The organism is Rhodococcus sp. 320_ES, assembly GCF_059691855.1.
In genome coordinates, this window is record NZ_JCAWAG010000001.1 from 229,628 (window position 1) to 242,041 (window position 12,414).

Annotated in this window: 13 protein-coding genes; 8 read left to right on the plus strand and 5 right to left on the minus strand. The window is 64.7% G+C overall.

Annotated elements, in window-relative coordinates; all coding sequences use genetic code 11:
* The first annotated feature begins 15 nt into the window (after positions 1 to 15).
* The 4 genes from tig (at position 16) to clpX (ending at position 4,330) form a co-directional block, all read left to right on the plus strand.
* Entirely contained in the window at positions 16 to 1,389 is a 1,374-nt protein-coding gene (gene tig, locus AC59JP_RS01150; RefSeq protein WP_497323790.1) for a trigger factor, read from the plus strand.
* A gap of 80 nt (positions 1,390 to 1,469) precedes the next feature.
* Positions 1,470 to 2,135 carry an ATP-dependent Clp protease proteolytic subunit gene (locus AC59JP_RS01155; protein WP_497323791.1) on the plus strand — a complete coding sequence of 222 codons (666 nt, stop codon included), beginning with the start codon at positions 1,470 to 1,472 and terminating at the stop codon, positions 2,133 to 2,135.
* Positions 2,136 to 2,185: 50 nt separating this feature from the next.
* Positions 2,186 to 2,827 carry an ATP-dependent Clp protease proteolytic subunit gene (locus tag AC59JP_RS01160; RefSeq protein WP_497323792.1) on the plus strand — a complete coding sequence of 214 codons (642 nt, stop codon included), beginning with the start codon at positions 2,186 to 2,188 and terminating at the stop codon, positions 2,825 to 2,827.
* A 222-nt stretch (positions 2,828 to 3,049) separates the two neighbouring features.
* Entirely contained in the window at positions 3,050 to 4,330 is a 1,281-nt protein-coding gene (clpX, locus tag AC59JP_RS01165) for an ATP-dependent Clp protease ATP-binding subunit ClpX (protein ID WP_497323793.1), read from the plus strand.
* A gap of 118 nt (positions 4,331 to 4,448) precedes the next feature.
* Here the strand turns inward: clpX and AC59JP_RS01170 are convergent, their stop codons facing one another.
* The 3 genes from AC59JP_RS01170 to AC59JP_RS01180 all read right to left on the minus strand — a co-directional run bounded on the left by AC59JP_RS01170 (position 4,449) and on the right by AC59JP_RS01180 (position 7,060).
* Positions 4,449 to 4,757 carry a hypothetical protein gene (locus tag AC59JP_RS01170; RefSeq protein WP_497323794.1) on the minus strand — a complete coding sequence of 103 codons (309 nt, stop codon included), beginning with the start codon at positions 4,755 to 4,757 and terminating at the stop codon, positions 4,449 to 4,451.
* Positions 4,758 to 4,953: 196 nt separating this feature from the next.
* Complete coding sequence (locus AC59JP_RS01175; protein WP_497323795.1) at positions 4,954 to 6,288, minus strand: MFS transporter; 1,335 nt, start codon at positions 6,286 to 6,288, stop codon at positions 4,954 to 4,956.
* A 121-nt stretch (positions 6,289 to 6,409) separates the two neighbouring features.
* Positions 6,410 to 7,060 carry a TetR/AcrR family transcriptional regulator gene (locus tag AC59JP_RS01180; RefSeq protein WP_497323796.1) on the minus strand — a complete coding sequence of 217 codons (651 nt, stop codon included), beginning with the start codon at positions 7,058 to 7,060 and terminating at the stop codon, positions 6,410 to 6,412.
* A 100-nt stretch (positions 7,061 to 7,160) separates the two neighbouring features.
* Between AC59JP_RS01180 and AC59JP_RS01185 the strand changes: the two genes are divergently transcribed.
* The 3 genes from AC59JP_RS01185 to AC59JP_RS01195 are packed head-to-tail and all read left to right on the plus strand — an operon-like array spanning position 7,161 to position 10,202.
* On the plus strand, positions 7,161 to 8,039 hold the full coding sequence (locus AC59JP_RS01185; protein ID WP_497323797.1) for a shikimate dehydrogenase: 879 nt from the start codon (positions 7,161 to 7,163) through the stop codon (positions 8,037 to 8,039).
* Positions 8,036 to 9,916: a sugar phosphate isomerase/epimerase and 4-hydroxyphenylpyruvate domain-containing protein gene (locus AC59JP_RS01190; protein WP_497323798.1), complete on the plus strand. Its 1,881-nt coding sequence runs from the start codon at positions 8,036 to 8,038 to the stop codon at positions 9,914 to 9,916. Before AC59JP_RS01185 ends, AC59JP_RS01190 begins: the two co-directional genes overlap by 4 nt.
* A 10-nt stretch (positions 9,917 to 9,926) precedes the next feature.
* Positions 9,927 to 10,202, plus strand: coding sequence for an Rdx family protein (locus AC59JP_RS01195; protein ID WP_497323799.1), 276 nt, complete (start codon positions 9,927 to 9,929; stop codon positions 10,200 to 10,202).
* Between the two features lie 2 nt (positions 10,203 to 10,204).
* Here the strand turns inward: AC59JP_RS01195 and AC59JP_RS01200 are convergent, their stop codons facing one another.
* Both AC59JP_RS01200 and AC59JP_RS01205 read right to left on the minus strand, forming a co-directional pair.
* Positions 10,205 to 10,705 carry a DUF2029 domain-containing protein gene (locus tag AC59JP_RS01200; protein ID WP_497323800.1) on the minus strand — a complete coding sequence of 167 codons (501 nt, stop codon included), beginning with the start codon at positions 10,703 to 10,705 and terminating at the stop codon, positions 10,205 to 10,207.
* Positions 10,706 to 10,711: 6 nt separating this feature from the next.
* Entirely contained in the window at positions 10,712 to 10,924 is a 213-nt protein-coding gene (locus AC59JP_RS01205; protein ID WP_497323801.1) for a helix-turn-helix transcriptional regulator, read from the minus strand.
* Positions 10,925 to 11,151: 227 nt separating this feature from the next.
* Here AC59JP_RS01205 and AC59JP_RS01210 point away from each other — a divergent pair, with 227 nt between their 5' ends.
* Positions 11,152 to 12,414, plus strand: a complete 1,263-nt coding sequence (locus AC59JP_RS01210; RefSeq protein WP_497323802.1) for a lipase family protein — start codon at positions 11,152 to 11,154, stop codon at positions 12,412 to 12,414.

The window sequence follows — 12,414 nt, forward strand, 5'->3', positions numbered from 1 at the left end:
GAAGGAGCAAAAGGCGTGAAGAGCACCGTCGAGCAGCTGAGCCCGACGCGAGTCCGTATCAATGTTGAGGTGCCCTTCGAGGAGCTCAAGCCTGATTTCGACGCCGCGTACAAGACCCTCGCACAGCAGATCCGTCTGCCGGGGTTCCGGCCGGGCAAGGCTCCGGCCAAGTTGCTCGAGGCCCGTGTCGGACGAGTCAACGTCCTGAACCAGGTCGTCAACGACGCCCTTCCGGCCAAGTACAACGACGCGCTGAACTCCACCGAGCTCAAGCCGCTCGGCCAGCCGGAGATCGAGATCACCAAGATCGAGGACGGCGAAGAGATCACCTTCACCGCCGAGGTCGACGTGCGGCCCGAGATCGCGCTTCCCGACTACTCGACGCTGAGCGTGACCGTCGACCCGGTCGAGATCACCGACGAGGCCGTCGACGAGCAGCTGCTCTCGCTGCGTCAGCGTTTCGGCACCCTCACCGGTGTCGATCGCGCGGCCCAGAACGGCGACTTCGTGTCCATCGACCTCAGCGCGACCGTCGACGGTCAGGACGTCCCGGAGGCGTCGACCGAGGGTCTGTCCCACGAGGTCGGATCCGGTCAGCTCATCGACGGACTCGACGAGGCCATCGTCGGCCTGAACGTCGGCGAGTCCAAGGAGTTCCCGACCACCCTGCTCGCCGGTGAGCACGCCGGCCAGGAAGCCGTCGTGGTGGTGACCGTCAAGAGCATCAAGGAGCGCGAGCTTCCCGAGGCCGACGACGATTTCGCCCAGCTGGCAAGTGAATTCGACACGATCGACGAGCTGCTCGCCGATCTGCGCGAGCGCGTCGGCCGGGTCAAGAAGGTCGAGCAGGCCGGTCAGATCCGCGACAAGGTTCTCGAGGCTCTCCTCGACACCGTCGAGGTCGCCGTGCCGGAGGCCTTCGTCCAGGCCGAGGTCGACTCGCACCTGCACGACGCGATCCACGGTCTCGATCACGACGAAGAGGCACTGAACAAGCAGCTCGAAGCGGACGGAAGCTCGCGCGAGAAGTTCGACGCCGACTCGCGTGAGAGCGCCGAGAAGTCCGTCAAGACGCAGCTGCTCCTCGACTCGATCGCCGACGCCGAGTCCACCCAGGTGGGCCAGGAAGAGCTGACGCAGAACATCATCTTCCAGGCGCAGCGGTACGGCATCGCGCCCGAGCAGTTCATCCAGCAGGTGCAGCAGGCGAACCAGCTGCCCGCACTGTTCGCCGACATCCGTCGCAGCAAGGCGCTCGCCGCTATCGTCGATCAGGTGACGGTGACCGACACCTCCGGCGCCCCCGTGGACACCAAGGAGCTCTTCGGCGATTCGTCCGACGACGAGGCCTCGCCTGCGGATTCGTCCGAGGGCGAACAAGAGAAGTAACGCTCACAGCGAACGACGGCGGTTCCGGGACTCCGGGGCCGCCGTCCTTCGTTAGTGTCGAGGACAGCAAGTACATCCGTATGGAGAAGGCAGGTACCGTGATCAACTCGAACCCGGCGACCAACGCGAACCCGGCAGTAAGCCCCGTGATGACGTCGGCCACCGCGGGTCTCAACCTCAGTGACTCCGTCTACGAACGCCTTCTGCGCGAGCGCATCATCTTCCTCGGCACTCAGGTCGACGACGACATCGCGAACAAGCTGTGCGCGCAGATTCTGTTGCTGTCGGCCGAGGACCCCACTCGCGACATCGAGCTGTACATCAACTCACCCGGAGGTTCGGTGTCGGCCGGTATGGCCATCTACGACACGATGACCTTCGCGGAGTGCGACGTTGCCACCTACGCCATGGGCCTCGCCGCGTCCATGGGGCAGTTCCTGCTCACCGCCGGTACCAAGGGCAAGCGGTACGCACTCCCGCACGCACGCATCATGATGCATCAGCCGTCCGCCGGAATCGGTGGCAGCGCGGCCGACATCGCGATCATGGCCGAGCAGTTCGCACTGACCAAGCGCGAGATGGCCGAGCTCATCGCCCATCACACGGGCCAGAGCTTCGAGCAGGTCACCGAGGACTCCGATCGTGACCGCTGGTTCACGGCTCAGCAGGCACTCGAATACGGAATGGTCGACCACGTCGTCGCACGCGCCACCCAGGCCGGCGGCATCGGCGAATCCGGCAACTGATCGATCCGGCTGACGCAAGCGTCGATCCAGCCCCAACTTTTGGAGAACAGATGACAAATCTCTTCGACCCCAGCCAGATGCCGTCGTCGCGGTACATCCTGCCGTCCTTCGTCGAGCACTCGAGCTACGGCGTCAAGGAATCGAACCCCTACAACAAGCTCTTCGAGGAGCGCATCATCTTCCTCGGCGTGCAGGTGGACGACGCCTCCGCGAACGACATCATGGCGCAGCTGCTCGTGCTCGAGGGTCTCGATCCCGACCGCGACATCACCATGTACATCAACTCGCCGGGTGGATCATTCACCTCGCTGATGGCGATCTACGACACCATGCAGTACGTGCGCGCCGACGTTGCCACCGTCTGCCTCGGCCAGGCCGCGTCCGCTGCTGCCGTGTTGCTCGCCGCCGGTACGCCGGGCAAGCGTGCAGCACTGCCGAACGCCCGGGTGCTCATTCACCAGCCGTCCACCGGTGGTGTTCAGGGTCAGGTGTCCGACCTCGAGATCCAGGCCGCCGAGATCGAGCGCATGCGTCGGCTCATGGAGACCACCCTCGGTCGCCACACGAACAAGGATCCCGAGGTCGTCCGCAAGGACACCGACCGCGACAAGATTCTGACGGCAGCCGAAGCCAAGGACTACGGGATCATCGACACCGTGTTCGAGTACCGCAAACTCTCGGCACAGAAATAACACCGCGACACGCGGAGGAGTCCCTCCTCCGCGTGTCATCGGCGACCGGCAGCCATGCTGTGGGGCGCACACAATCGCTGTCGTTTCCGATGACGAATCGGCAGTAAGAAGTCGACCATGTTCGCCGAGTGCGGGTACGGTCACAGGATGGAACAGTCGCTGCGCGTGGTTTCGAGGCCCGCGATGGCTGTCCAGCCCTGACGAGGAAGTAGGAGCCGACACATGGCACGCATCGGCGACGGTGGCGATCTGCTCAAATGCTCTTTCTGTGGAAAGAGTCAGAAGCAGGTCAAGAAGCTCATTGCTGGGCCAGGTGTGTACATCTGCGACGAGTGCATCGATCTTTGCAACGAGATCATCGAGGAAGAGCTGGCCGAGTCCAGCGAGGTCAAGCTGGACGAGCTGCCCAAGCCGTCCGAGATCCGCGACTTCCTCGAGAACTACGTCATCGGTCAGGACACGGCCAAGCGCACGCTCGCGGTGGCCGTCTACAACCACTACAAGCGCATCCAGGCCGGTGACAAGGCGCGCGATTCACGCGGCGAGACCGTCGAGCTGGCCAAGTCCAACATCCTGATGCTCGGTCCGACGGGGTGTGGCAAGACCTACCTCGCTCAGACATTGGCGAAGATGCTCAACGTCCCCTTCGCCATCGCCGACGCCACGGCGCTCACCGAAGCCGGCTACGTCGGCGAGGACGTCGAGAACATCTTGCTGAAGCTGATCCAGGCCGCCGACTACGACGTCAAGCGCGCCGAGACCGGCATCATCTACATCGACGAGGTCGACAAGATCGCCCGCAAGAGCGAGAACCCGTCGATCACGCGCGACGTGTCCGGTGAAGGTGTGCAGCAGGCACTGCTGAAGATTCTGGAAGGAACGCAGGCCAGCGTTCCCCCGCAGGGCGGTCGTAAGCACCCCCACCAGGAATTCATTCAGATCGACACCACCAACGTTCTGTTCATTGTCGCGGGCGCCTTCGCCGGACTCGAGCGCATCGTGTCCGATCGAATCGGCAAGCGCGGCTTGGGTTTCGGTGCCGAGGTGCGCACCAAGGCCGAGATCGACACCCAGGACCACTTCGCCGAGGTCATGCCCGAGGACCTGATCAAGTTCGGTCTGATCCCCGAGTTCATCGGCCGTCTCCCGGTCGTCGCCTCGGTGACCAACCTGGACAAGGACTCCCTCGTCACCATCCTGTCGCAGCCGAAGAACGCGCTGGTGAAGCAGTACACACGCCTGTTCGACATGGACGGCGTGGAGCTCGAGTTCACCCCCGAGGCACTCGATGCGATCGCCGATCAGGCCATCCACCGCGGCACCGGCGCTCGTGGACTGCGCGCCATCATGGAAGAAGTACTTCTTCCCGTGATGTACGACATCCCCAGCCGCGACGACGTCGCCAAGGTGGTCGTGACCGCCGAGACCGTCATCGACAACGTTCTGCCGACCATCGTCCCGCGTAAGCCGGAGCGGCCGGAGCGTCGCGACAAGTCTGCGTAGTAATCGCTCGAAAAAGCCCCGCTCACGGTGTGAGCGGGGCTTTTTCGTGCTTGCGTGTTCTTGTGGACCCAATGTCACGTTGGGTACGGACAGTGGACCCAATGTGACATCGGGTCCGTCAGGATGCGGCCTTCCCGCGCCACACCAGACTCTGCTTGTTCAGGCGGCGCAACAGCGGATCACCCTCGCGCACAATGTCTTCACCCATACCGACTGCGGACGCCAGTTGCGCGTCGTCAAGCTGGTCGAACGCCGGGGACCGCCGCCGGTCGAGGACGTCGTACCAACACCCGCCGACCGCGTGATCGAGAAGGATCCGCCCGAAGCAGTGGTTCTTGACGACGACCCAGCGGCCCGCCTCGCCGAGCGCCGGGAGCTCGGTCATGACCAGGTGGCGGTAGCGCTCGCGTAGTTCGTCCCGATCCATTCCTCCGGCTTACCCCGATGTGGTGGGCGGTGCAACGCGCCCCCGACCGACCCGATGACACATTCGGTCCACTATGCGGACCCAACGTCACATTGGGTCGGGAGCGACAGTAGTCAGCGACCGACCCGATGACACATTCGGTCCACTATGCGGACCCAACGTCACATTGGGTCCGCATGGGTGGGGCGGGCAACGACTACATCGCCCGACCGAGCTGCTTGAGCGGCACCCGGTACGTCTCGCGTGCGGTGAAGGCGGAGACGGCAGAGATGGCGCAGCAGGCTGCGACGAGGATCGCGACCGGCAGCCAGTTGGTGCGGCTGTCGCCGATGAGGGTCCACGCGATGGTCGGTGCGAAGCCGGCGAGGGCGAAGCCGATCTGGGTACCGATGGCGATGCCGGAGAAGCGGACCTTGGTGTTGAACATCTCGGCGTAGAAGGACGGCCAGATGGCGTTCGGAGCGCTGTAGCAGATGCCGGTGAGCACAATCGCGCCGACGAAGATGAGCGGGATGTTGCCGGTCATGATGGCATTGAAGTACACGAAAATCATGACGGCACAACCGAGTACGCCGGTGATGAAGACGGGCTTGCGTCCGACGCGGTCGGCGACGATGGCGAGGGTGGGCTGCATGACGAGTGCGACGACGTTGGCGGTGACGGCGACGAGGAGCATGGTAGTGCGGGACACACCCACCTCGGAGCTGGTGGCGAACGCCAGGCCGAAGACGGAGAACACGGTGCCGCACACGGCGATCAGGGCGCAGGCGATGACGCGAACCACGTCGGAGGTGTGCGACCGGAACAGTTCGACGACGGGGAACTTGGCGGTGTTGTCGGCTTCTTGCTCCTCCTGGAACACCTCGGGCTCGTCGAGCTTGCGACGGATCACGTAGGCGAGAACCACGACGACGAAGCTGAACCAGAACGGAACGCGCCAGCCCCAGCTGAGCAGCTGATCTTCAGGCAGGTTGGCGACGGTCAGGAAGACCAGGGTGGCGAGGATGAAGCCGGCCTGCGTACCGGTCAGAGTCCAGCTGGTGAAGAACGCGCGGCGGCCTTCCGGTGCGTGCTCGAGCGTCAACGAGTTCGCGCCGCTCTGTTCTCCGGCTGCCGAAATGCCCTGCACCACACGGAGAACGACGAGAAGGATGGGTGCCCCGACGCCGATCGCGGCGTGGGAGGGAAGGCAGCCGATGAGGAAGGTGGAAGCACCCATCATGACGAGGGTGACCAGCATGACCTTCTTGCGCCCGACACGGTCACCGAAGTGGCCGAGGATGACGGCGCCGAACGGGCGGGCGACGTAGGCGACGCCGAACGTGGCCAGGGACAGGAGCGTACCGGCGGCGGCGTTCGACGACGGGAAGAACACCTTGCCGAAGACCAGGGCGGCGGCGGAGGCATAGATGTAGAAGTCGTAGTACTCGAGCATGCTGCCGAGAAAACTTGCGACGGCGGCCCGCTTCACCTTGCGTGTATCCGCAGGAGGCGACGTGGTCGCTCCCGTGTCGAGGGTGCTGTTGGTCATGGTTACTCCTGCTGAAAGGGATGGTGTTCGTATGACGAACGTGAGTTCGCTCTCCGGATGAGACGAATGTAACTCAGCTCACCTACGCGATCAACAGTATTAACCAAATAGTTCATAAAACCTAGAGATCGGTCAGAAACGCGATCACGAGGTCTTCGAGCATCCGTCGCAGGTGCTCCCGTGTGGACGGATCCGTGAGGTCGCGGCCGAACAGCGCGTCGAAGGTGTAGCGGTTGGACAGCCGGAAGAAGCAGTAGCTGCTGATCACCATGTGCACGTCCAGGGCGTCGACGTCGGTGCGGAAGACGCCGCTGTCCTGTCCACGCGCGAGAATGACGCCGAGCAGTTCGGCTGCCGGGTTGCCGAGTCGGCCGAGAACGTCGGACGTCCTGATGTGCTCGCCGCGCAGAATGTTCTCGGTTGCCACGAGCCTGATGAAGTCGGGATGGCGCTCGTGATGATCGAACGTCACGCCGGCGATCTCGCGGATCGCGTCGATGGGGGAGAGTCCCTCGATGTCGACGCTGGCTTCGAGCGCGCGGATGGTCAGGTAGGAACGCTCGAGAACGGCCTTGTACAGACCTTCCTTGTCCACGAAGTAGTAGTAGATCATCCGTTTCGTGGTGTGGGTCTGCCGCGCGATCTCGTCCACACGCGCACCCGCGTAGCCCTTGTCTGCGAACTCGGACGTGGCCACTTCGAGGATGTCGTGCTTGGTCAGGTCACTGTTTCGGCGCCGTTTCGGTGGGGCCGCGGCGGCGTCGGACGTCATGGGGGTCAACTCTAACCGCGGCTTCTCTGTGCAAGTCGGCACAGAGGGCGTACTGTCGTGAGCTAATTCACCAATTAGTACATAAGAGCAGGAGTCGACCATGACGGAATCGATCGTGTGCGGGTTGATCGGGACCGGAATCAGTTTCTCGCTGACCCCCCCGATGCACGAGCGCGAAGGGCAGCATCACGAACTTGCCTACGCCTACAAGATCATCGATCTCGACGTTCTCGGTCTGTCGGTCGACGACCTCCCGCGACTCGTCTCCACCGCACGCGATCTCGGCTTCCGCGGCCTGAACATCACGCACCCCTGCAAGCAGCGCGTCATCGAGTTGCTCGACGACCTCTCGCCGGACGCCGCGCGACTCGGCGCCGTCAACACCGTGCTTTTCGACGACGGCCGCGCCACCGGATACAACACCGACTGGACCGGCTTCGGTCGCAACCTCGACCGCGGACTTCCCGCAGCGCGTCTCGATCACGTCGTCCAACTGGGAGCCGGCGGTGCGGGAGCAGCCGTCGCCTACGCAGTTCTCAGTCGCGGCGCGCGCCGCTACACGGTCGTCGACTCCGATCTCGCACGCGCAAATACCCTGAGCGAGAGCATGTCTCGACTGTTCCCGTCGCAGGCCGTCGACGCCGCGGCGCCCGCCGACGCAGCCGCGCTGATCGGGGGCGCCGACGGTTTGATCAACGCCACTCCGATGGGCATGGCTGCGCACCCGGGGATGGCTGTCGCGGCAGAGGTTCTGCGTCCGGACCTCTGGGTTGCCGACGTCGTCTATCGGCCGGCGGAGACCGAACTGCTCGCGACCGCTCGGTCGTTGGGTGCACCGGTGCTGAGCGGTACGGGAATGACGGTGTTCCAGGCCGTCGCCGCGTTCGACATCTTCACCGGGCGCGCGGCCGACGCCGAGCGGATGACCGACCACATGCGGGAGCTGCTCGGACGCGAAGAAGCCGTGTTGACCGTATGAGCATCCGGACGTCCGTCGCCACGGTCTCCTTGAGCGGCTCGCTCGAGACCAAGATGACGGCCATCGCGGAGGCCGGCTTCGACGGATTCGAAGTGTTCGAACCCGATCTGGTCAGCTCCGCGCAGACGCCGAAGGAGATCGCCGCTCGCGCAGCAGATCTCGGCCTGACGATCGATCTGTATCAGCCCTTCCGAGACCTCGACTCCACCAACCCGGACACGTTCGCGCGCAACCTCGTTCGCGCGGACCGCAAGTTCGACGTCATGGAGGAACTCGGGTGCGACCTTCTTCTGGTGTGTTCCTCGCCTTTGCCCACCGCGGTGCGCGACGACGGTGTGCTCGCCGAGCAGCTGCATGCGATGGCCGAAGGCGCGCACGAGCGCGGCATTCGCCTCGCCTACGAAGCGCTCGCGTGGGGAGCTCACGTCAACACCTATCGGCACGCCTGGAAGATCGTGGCCGACGTCGACCATCCTGCGCTCGGAACATGTCTCGACAGTTTTCACATTCTCTCGCGTGGTGACGATCCGTCGGGTATCCGCGACATCGACGGCGACAAGATCTTCTTCCTCCAGCTCGCGGACGCACCGCACCTGGTGATGGACGTATTGCAGTGGAGTCGGCATCACCGGTGCTTCCCCGGCCAGGGCAACTTCGATCTCGGTGCCTTCGGTGCGCACGTCCTGGCTTCCGGATATGCCGGGCCGTGGTCGCTGGAGATATTCAACGACGTGTTCCGCCAGTCGGCGACGGGACGGACTGCGGCCGATGCGCATCGCTCGCTGCTCTATCTGCAGGAGCAGGTCGGCCGCTATCCGCACGCCACGGACCAACTGTTCGAGCCACCCGCTGCCGGGTCGATCGAGAACATCGTGTCTATTCGGCTGGCGTCCGGACCGGTGCGTGCACCCGAACTCGCCTGGACGCTGGGACATCTCGGGTTCGACATGACCGCCGCGCACAGCACGCACGGTCTGCAACTGTTCTCGCACGGGCCGCTGGCCGTGGCCGTCGACACCTCGGTGGACACGTTGTGGACGGCGCCGGGAGTTCCGGCTCATCTTCCGGCCATCGCGCAGATCGGTGTGCGGTCCGACGACCCGGGGGAGTGGCTCACCCGTGCCGGGGCCCTCGGGGTTCCGGCCAGGGCGGTCGGGATGCCGGGTGCCGAAACCGACCTCACCGAGGTCGTGCGGATGTCGGTCACCGACGCCACGTCCCTGGACCTGCGCAGCCGGAACAGTGTCCAATCTTGGCTCGAGGCTTTTGATTTGGTGCCGCGTACCACGGCGCCGGTGTCGTCGCCGTTTCTCGTCGACGTAGACCATATCGCGCTCGCGGTGCCCGCCGACAGCTGGGACGGCGTCATGTTGCTGCTGCGGTCGGCGCTCGGAATGACCCCTCACGAGGGTCAGGACGTCGTCGACGCGGTCGGTCTGGTCCGAAGTCAAGCCTTGACTCTGACAACCGAGACTGCGGTGATCAGGTTGTCGCTCAACATGATTCCAGGTCGAGTCTCGGACACCGATCCGCTTCCGGCTGCGCGCCGCGGCGGCGTCAGCCACGTCGCGTTCGGAACACACGACGCGATCGCCGCGGCCGAATCGATGGTCGCGCGCGGATTCGTACCCTTGGAGATTTCGCCGAACTACTACGACGATCTCGCCGCTCGCTTCGACCTGCCCACCGATCTGCTCGCCACGTTGCAACGGCTGGGAATCCTCTACGACGCCGACGGGTCGGGCGGGGAGTTCTTCCACTTCTTCACCCCGACTGTGGGCGACGATCTGTTCTTCGAAGTGGTGCAACGGGTCGGCGAGTATGCGGGCTACGGCGAGACCAACTCCGCGGTGCGCCTGGCCGCCCAGCTGCGCTAGCGTTGCCGACATGACCGGCCGGGTTTCGATCGAGTACTGCACGCAGTGCAACTGGCTCCTGCGTGCGGGGTGGATGGCTCAAGAACTGCTGTCGACCTTCGGTCAGGAACTCGACGAAGTGGCCCTGATACCGGGCACGGGCGGGATCTTTCGGGTGCTGGTGGACGATCAGCTCGTGTGGGACCGCAAGGAACGCAGCGGTTTTCCCGAGATCACGGTGTTGAAGCAACTCGTGCGGGACCAGGTGGCGCCGGAGCGCGATCTGGGGCACGTGGATCGGCGGTGAGCTCAGAGGTCCTCGTCGACGGCGTCGAGGGCCGCTTGCTTCTTGCGGGACCGCCGGAGGGCGAAGGCTGCTGCGCCCCCACCGACCACGGCGCCGAACACCGCGCCGACGGCAGTGGACGGGTCGAGCCCGATCGGTGAATCCGACGAGCCGTAGAGCTGCACGAAGTACCCCACCGCCGCGACGACGTAGAGGACGGCGATCACGATCCCGCGCGGTTGAAAAGGCTTGGTCCGCGCCTGCACGTCGACGCGGCGACTCTTCGAATACGCCAGCGTCGCAAGCGATACGGCTGCCGAAGTCAGGAAGAGACCGACTGCGACATACGCTCCGGTGATTCCGCCTACCCAGGGGAGAACTGCCATCGCGATGGCCGCTGCCCACAGGCACAGCTGAAACCCGATGGCGGACGCTTCGTTCCACACGTCGCGCTGATGCTCGTCGCGATAGAACTCGTTGTCCAGGTCCCCGACGAATCGCATTGCAGATACGAACGCGCTCATGATCTTTCACTCCTCGTTCAGTGGAAACAGGGTTTCGACCGTGGTGTCCAGTGCGTGCGCGAGCCGTAGGGCGAGGTAGACGCTGGGGGCGTAATCGCCGCGTTCGACGGAGACGATGCTCTGTCTGCTCACGCCCACCGCCTGGCTCAGCTCGGCTTGCGTCAATTTCGTCGGCTTCCGGTACTCACGCACTCTGTTGGAGCGAGGTGCTTCGGCCATGAGAAAAGACAACCTTACTTGTCATAAAATGTCAAACACGGTTGTCTTTGCCCGGGCCGTGTCATCGGGATGGGTCACCCGGGCTGGGATGTTCCCGAAAATCGGTGCGCTCGATAGTGGCGCAAGGGCGACTCACTGGAATCGGCGACTCGTTGCCGGTTATGTCCATAATCTGAGGGCCACGCACTGTCGGTGGGGGCATGTGCACCGACTCCGAACGGACGATCATGCGAAGCAGTTGCGGTAGGCGAAGGCTCGGCGGCGTCCTGGGGGCGCTGCTGATCACCATGGGGATCGCGACGGCCGCACCGCCCACCGCCGCCGCGGGTCCGTTCGACTTCTTGCCGCTCCCGCCGCGAACGGCCGCGGCGTTGGCGGCCGATCCGTCGCCCGACCGGTGGGTGTCGCCGGATCCCGGTTTCGAGACGACCACGCCGGGCACCGTGTTGCGTCGACGCATCGCGCCGGTGAAGCCGCCTCTCACCCCGAGCACCACGACACAGCTGTTGGTTCGCTCCACCGACGCCAAGGGGCGTCCGGTCGCGATCGTCACCACCGTCATCGTCCCGAACGCCCCGTGGAGGGGCCCCGGCTCCCGACCGGCGGTGGCGTGGAACATCCCGATCAACTCGCTGGGAGCCCAGTGCCAGCCGTCGTGGACTCTTCCGCGAGGCACCAGCTCGGACCTCCCTCAGATCGAACAGGTCCTCAGCCGCGGATACGCGGCGGTCGTCACCGATCACGAAGGTCCTCGTAATGCCTATGCGGCCGGACCCATGGCGGGTTACGCCGTCCTCGACGGTCTGCGAGGAGCCACACGCGCACCGGGGATCGGTCTCGACGCGACCTCGCCCCTCGGCATGACCGGATACTCCGGAGGTGCGATCGCCAGCGGATGGGCGGTGCAGCTCGCACCCGACTACGCGCCCGAGCTGAACATCGTGGGGGCAGCATTCGGTGGCACGCCGGCCGACCCGGCGCTTCTGCGGCAATCGATGACCGGAAACGAAGCCGTGGCGGTGTTCCTGCTGGCGGGAATGGGCGTGGCCCGTGAGTACCCGGAGCTGTTGTCGCTGTACAACGACGACTGGTTCCGTCTGGCCGGCGCGGCCCGCAACGCGTGCATCGACGACGTCTCGTATCTGGGAGCGATCGCGCCGATTCGTCTCGAAACTCTCGAGGCGTATCCCGGCGCACTGGAATCCGACACCGCCCGGTCGGTGGCACGCGAGAACCGGATGGGCGACGCCGGAACTCCGACCGCACCGGTCTTCATCTACCACGGTCAGCAGGAGAAGTGGGTGCCCAAGGAAGGGGCGGAGGCGGTCTACGACAAGTGGTGCTCGCGCGGCGCGTCGGTGCGCCTCGAGGAGTCGTTCGGCGAGCATCTGATCGTCGCGATCACCGGGCTTCCGGTCGCGCTGTCCTGGTTGGACCAGCGCATTGCCGGTGTGCCCGCTGCGCCGGGTTGCTCGAGTGTGGGGCGGTAG

Bases quoted from the DNA above. Each gene is read 5' to 3' on its own strand.
- AC59JP_RS01185 (WP_497323797.1), top strand. From the start codon at position 7,161: ATGACGGAATCGATCGTGTGCGGGTTGATCGGGACCGGAATCAGTTTC.
- AC59JP_RS01190 (WP_497323798.1), top strand. From the start codon at position 8,036: ATGAGCATCCGGACGTCCGTCGCCACGGTCTCCTTGAGCGGCTCGCTC.
- AC59JP_RS01155 (WP_497323791.1), top strand. From the start codon at position 1,470: ATGGAGAAGGCAGGTACCGTGATCAACTCGAACCCGGCGACCAACGCG.
- AC59JP_RS01160 (WP_497323792.1), top strand. From the start codon at position 2,186: ATGACAAATCTCTTCGACCCCAGCCAGATGCCGTCGTCGCGGTACATC.
- AC59JP_RS01210 (WP_497323802.1), top strand. From the start codon at position 11,152: ATGCGAAGCAGTTGCGGTAGGCGAAGGCTCGGCGGCGTCCTGGGGGCG.
- clpX (WP_497323793.1), top strand. From the start codon at position 3,050: ATGGCACGCATCGGCGACGGTGGCGATCTGCTCAAATGCTCTTTCTGT.
- AC59JP_RS01170 (WP_497323794.1), bottom strand. From the start codon at position 4,757: ATGGATCGGGACGAACTACGCGAGCGCTACCGCCACCTGGTCATGACC.
- AC59JP_RS01195 (WP_497323799.1), top strand. From the start codon at position 9,927: ATGACCGGCCGGGTTTCGATCGAGTACTGCACGCAGTGCAACTGGCTC.
- AC59JP_RS01205 (WP_497323801.1), bottom strand. From the start codon at position 10,924: ATGGCCGAAGCACCTCGCTCCAACAGAGTGCGTGAGTACCGGAAGCCG.
- AC59JP_RS01200 (WP_497323800.1), bottom strand. From the start codon at position 10,705: ATGAGCGCGTTCGTATCTGCAATGCGATTCGTCGGGGACCTGGACAAC.
- AC59JP_RS01175 (WP_497323795.1), bottom strand. From the start codon at position 6,288: ATGACCAACAGCACCCTCGACACGGGAGCGACCACGTCGCCTCCTGCG.
- AC59JP_RS01180 (WP_497323796.1), bottom strand. From the start codon at position 7,060: ATGACGTCCGACGCCGCCGCGGCCCCACCGAAACGGCGCCGAAACAGT.